At 63.4% G+C, this 3,878-nt stretch carries 3 protein-coding genes and 4 pseudogenes; 1 reads left to right on the top strand and 6 read right to left on the bottom strand.

Annotation, left to right across the window (positions count from 1 at the left end; all coding sequences use genetic code 11):
- The 4 genes and pseudogenes from tnpC to CF70_RS34680 all read right to left on the bottom strand — a co-directional run.
- A partial coding sequence (gene tnpC, locus CF70_RS09420) for an IS66 family transposase (protein WP_051648201.1) occupies positions 1-1,399 on the bottom strand: 1,399 nt, incomplete at its 3' end.
- Between the two features lie 36 nt (positions 1,400-1,435).
- Positions 1,436-1,783 carry an IS66 family insertion sequence element accessory protein TnpB gene (gene tnpB / locus CF70_RS36920; protein ID WP_035863426.1) on the bottom strand — a complete coding sequence of 116 codons (348 nt, stop codon included), beginning with the start codon at positions 1,781-1,783 and terminating at the stop codon, positions 1,436-1,438.
- The gene (gene tnpA, locus CF70_RS36915) at positions 1,777-2,190 is read right to left on the bottom strand and encodes an IS66 family insertion sequence element accessory protein TnpA (protein WP_035863424.1); all 414 of its coding nucleotides are present in this window, start codon (positions 2,188-2,190) and stop codon (positions 1,777-1,779) included. Before tnpA ends, tnpB begins: the two co-directional genes overlap by 7 nt.
- A gap of 80 nt (positions 2,191-2,270) precedes the next feature.
- A pseudogene (locus tag CF70_RS34680) lies at positions 2,271-2,746 on the bottom strand (DNA-binding protein); the annotation flags it as partial.
- A 101-nt stretch (positions 2,747-2,847) separates the two neighbouring features.
- On the opposite strand from CF70_RS34680, the pseudogene CF70_RS38760 reads away from it, so the two are divergent.
- Positions 2,848-3,119, top strand: a pseudogene (locus CF70_RS38760) (ferredoxin--NADP reductase); the annotation flags it as partial.
- Positions 3,120-3,166: 47 nt separating this feature from the next.
- Here CF70_RS38760 and CF70_RS34670 read toward each other — a convergent pair.
- Both CF70_RS34670 and CF70_RS37580 read right to left on the bottom strand, forming a co-directional pair.
- Positions 3,167-3,519, bottom strand: a pseudogene (locus CF70_RS34670) (DOPA 4,5-dioxygenase family protein).
- Positions 3,520-3,625: 106 nt separating this feature from the next.
- Positions 3,626-3,878 (bottom strand): annotated as a pseudogene (locus CF70_RS37580) (hypothetical protein); the annotation flags it as partial.

The following is a 3,878-nucleotide window of genomic DNA, read 5'->3' as shown; positions in this document are numbered from 1 at the left end:
CCAGCAGCGAGTACATCGTCGCGGCGGCACGCCCGCCACGCGGCGAGCCCACGAACATAAAATTCGCTCTGCCAACGGCAATTGGGCGGATGGCGCGCTCGAGGCGATTGTTGTCCGGCTCCAGGATACCGCTTTCGGTGTAGCGCACGAGGGCCTGCCAATGTCGCAGTGCATAGCCGAAGGCCTGCTCCAACGGCTGCCTGGCCAGCAAGCCATGGGCATTGCCTAGCAGCCACTGGTGGAACTGGGCGAGCAGCGGCACGGATTGCGCCTGTCGCTCTGCCAGTTTGTGATCCGGTGGCTTGTCCTTGATGCCGGCCTCGATGGCATACAACTGGGCGATCCACGCCAGCGCCTGCGCGGCCAACCCAGGCGCCTTCTGCACCTTGGCGATCTCAAAGAAGCGTCTCCTGCAATGCGCCCAGCAACCGACTTCGATGATGCGGCCGGTGCGATAGAGGGCATCGTGACCACTGTAGGCGTCGGCCTGCAGGTACCCCCGATACTCGCGCAGGAATGTGAGCGGATGGGTGGCGGCACGGGATTCGGCGAACTCGAACATGACCGCCGGCGGGTGATCGACCCACAGCCCGTTCTCCTGCTGCTGACCGGCTCCGAAGTAGCCCCACAGGTGCGCCTGCTTGGTGGTGGCGCGCCCGCGTTCGAGCAACGGCAGCGTGGTGTCGTCCAGGTGCAGGCGCGGTGCCTGCAGGATGTGGATGCGCAAGGATGGCAGGAGCGTCTCCAGCAGCTCGGCGGCCCCCAGCTTCCATTCACACAGCGTGGCACGCGGCAGGTGAATGCCCAGACGGGCGTAGCCCATCTCCTGCCGGTGGATCGGCAAGTGGTCCACAAAGGTATTGACCTGGATGTTGGCGAGCAGGCCAGCGCTGGCGTTGCTCTTGGGTAACGACGAGGGCTGCGCGGTGGCGGTCACGATGGTGGACTCACCGTTCTTCATGGCCGCATACTTGAAGCGGATGTGCTCGATGACGGTAAGCTTGGCTGGCTCGTAATGCAGCGTCTCGCTGCGCTCCTCGCCGATGCGCTGCAGTGAATCGAAGGCGGCCTTCTCCGCCGCGGACAGATCGTATTCGATCCGCGTGCGCGGTAGGTCCTTGGGCAGTGCCGGGCGCCCCTTGCGGGTGTGGCCCGCCACTTTGACCTCTGCGGCGGTTGGCGGTAACGGCAGATCGAGCGGTGCGGCAAAGAGTTCAGCCTGACCCGGCAGACGCTCGGAACTGGCGCCGAACTGCGCGCGGTTAAGCTGCGCGATCTGGTGCTTCAATATCTCCAGTTGCTCCCACAGCGCGCGGGCGACCCGGTTCTGCTCCAGCGCGAGGGTGCGTACCGCCTCGAGATCGGCTGGCAGGTCGGAGGGTGTCAGTACCGGAAGCATGGCGCCATGATGCGCCAGCGCCGGCAGGTTTACAAGTCACAAGATGCGCGTTGCCGTGACAGTGCGGTGGGGCCGAACCGCAGGGATCTCGATGCCTTCGAGCCAAGCGTTCAATTCGGCCAGCGTGAAGCCACGCTGGGCTAGCGTCGCCGGCGAAGGAAACCGGCCGTGCGAAAGCCGCTTGTACCACAACGCGAAGCCGGTGCGGTCCCAATACAGAATCTTGACCTTCGATCGATCGCGCCCGACGAAGACAAACAGGTGGCCCGACAGGGGATTCTTGGCCAGCAACGGCTCCACCAGATACGATAGGCCGTCGATGGACTTGCGCATGTCAACCGCGTCACGGCAGATGAAAGCCTGCACATCGCCGCTGATCAGCACCGGCCTCCTCCCAACTGGCCCAGCACGAAGCGCACGATGCGTTCGGCATGCACCCCGGCCATCTCGATACGTGCGCCGCCGAGCGTAACGACCACCTGGTCGCGTGACCTCGATAGTGCTGAGTCGCTTGTCGGCAGGACATTCGGCACCGCAACAGTTGTCGCAGCGATGAATGCTGTGTCCGCAGTCACTGCCATTGGCGGTGCCACCGGCAATGGCTGCTCTTGGCTCAATCGCTTGCGCCACAAGCCGAAAGTGCTGACCGCCAAGCCGTGTTGTCGGCAGAAGGCGCGAATGTTCCCGCCGCTGTTCCGCCATTGCGCCAGCAGATCGCGCCAGAAAGCCTCATCGTGGCGGTCATACCTTGCCCCGGCTCGTCCGCTCTTACCTTCCCGCTGATCGGCCATCGCTTCACTCCCAGAGATCGTGAAGCTCCTACCTTCTCATCGCCGCCCTCTACTCGCCAGACGGGTTCCGCTGACGGTTACCGCCATTCGCTGGCTTCGGCGCGTTCCTGCGCGATGACCACCTGCTCGCGGGCGAGCTCGACCTCCGTCGAGAATTGGGTGCGCAGTTTCGTCAGTTGCCGGCCCGCAGCTGCCAGCTCGGCCCGCCTTGCCTCCAGCCGCGCCTGCGTCACGGCGTGAGATTGCCGCTCGGCGGCGAACGGGGCCGAGAGCGCCACCCCCTCCTCGCGCGCGCCCCGGTGTCGGCCTGCGTCGCATCGCCAGCTCGCCCGTGGCCACTTCGTTGGCCGCCTGCCAGATCGTCTTGACCGCTTCGGCGGCCACCTGTTTCAACTCTTCCGGAAAAATCCGGATGGTCGATCGCGACGCGGGTGCGCCCGGGCAACTCCTGCCAGAACCCCTGCGGCACCTCCGCCGGTGTGCCCATGCTGCCCTTGCGCACCAGGCTGTAGAGCTTGTTCGCGGTGGGCGTGACGCCGTAGTGGACGTGCAGCATTCAGCACACATCGCGGTACAGCCCCCGCGTGTCGGGAAAGAGAGTTGGCCGGGATTCGTAAATTATGCGCTGCAGAGCAATTATGAATCTTGGCGTGACCCCATGAATACCTAGGCGACCTGGTCCGCGAAAAACTGGTCTATTTCCCCACGGTCACGCGCGAGGACTTCCACAATCGCAGCCGTATCACCGAACTGATCGAATCCGGCGAACTGTTCGAGCTCGATGTTCCCTCGTTCTCCACCGAAACGACCGCGTCATTGCTGTATGGCAGCCCCGATATGGTCGGGGCCTGCTGGAGGCGCGCGGCTTCATCGGAGGCAATATGAGCGAGCCGGGCCACTTCGTACTGGAAAAGGCCTTTATCGGCTGAGCGGTGCGCGGGCTGGCAGGACGGCGGCTTGGAAGCCGTAGGTTTTGCTACCCGCCCAGCGCCGCCAGGTTCAACGGATGTGAGTGGCCGATCCACATGGCGGCATCGCGATGATCGCGCAAGGCGTCACCCGTGTTCGGATGGAGAAATACATCCAGCATGCCGTGGTTCAGCGTCAGCCATTCGACAATGCTATCGAAGTGTGGGCGGTCGAACACGAGCTGATACGACCACTGCGGATGGGGACCTATCGGACGTTCATGGAAACGACCTATCTGCGCGACGCGCCGAAGCGTACCACGATGACTTCCCTGAGCGCCCACGCCGCATCGCGGCTTGAAGCATCGAAATACACGTGCGCGTGCCAGTTGACGATTGCCGCTGGGTCGAGGCTGGTCATGGTGAGCTCGAGTGTGTGAATGCTGCAATTCTGCCTGCATTCACCCCGGTTGACGGCGGCAAAGTGGAAATCGCCCCGGCGGGTTGGGCCGGGGTGGTCAGGCAGGTCAGTGCAGTTGGTGCTTCAGGTCAATTGCGGCCAGCAAATTCGCTTCTGAAACGGCTGGATCTTCAGAGAGATAGCGCTCCACTAACGCGTTGAAGCGCTGACTGGCCTCCCGCATGGCGGCGTACTCCTGTGGACAAGTCTCCGCTATGTGTGCATGATGAGGCATATGCAGTCGTCCAACTCTGGGTGCCGTCAAGAAACGGACTTTTTCGTACGTTAGGCCCATGCGCTTATACACAACTATCCCCACC

The organism is Cupriavidus sp. SK-3 (assembly GCF_000611145.1).
Classification (GTDB): domain Bacteria; phylum Pseudomonadota; class Gammaproteobacteria; order Burkholderiales; family Burkholderiaceae; genus Cupriavidus.
The sequence above is the reverse complement of the archived record's forward strand: the minus strand, read 5'-3'. Positions and strand labels throughout refer to the sequence as shown.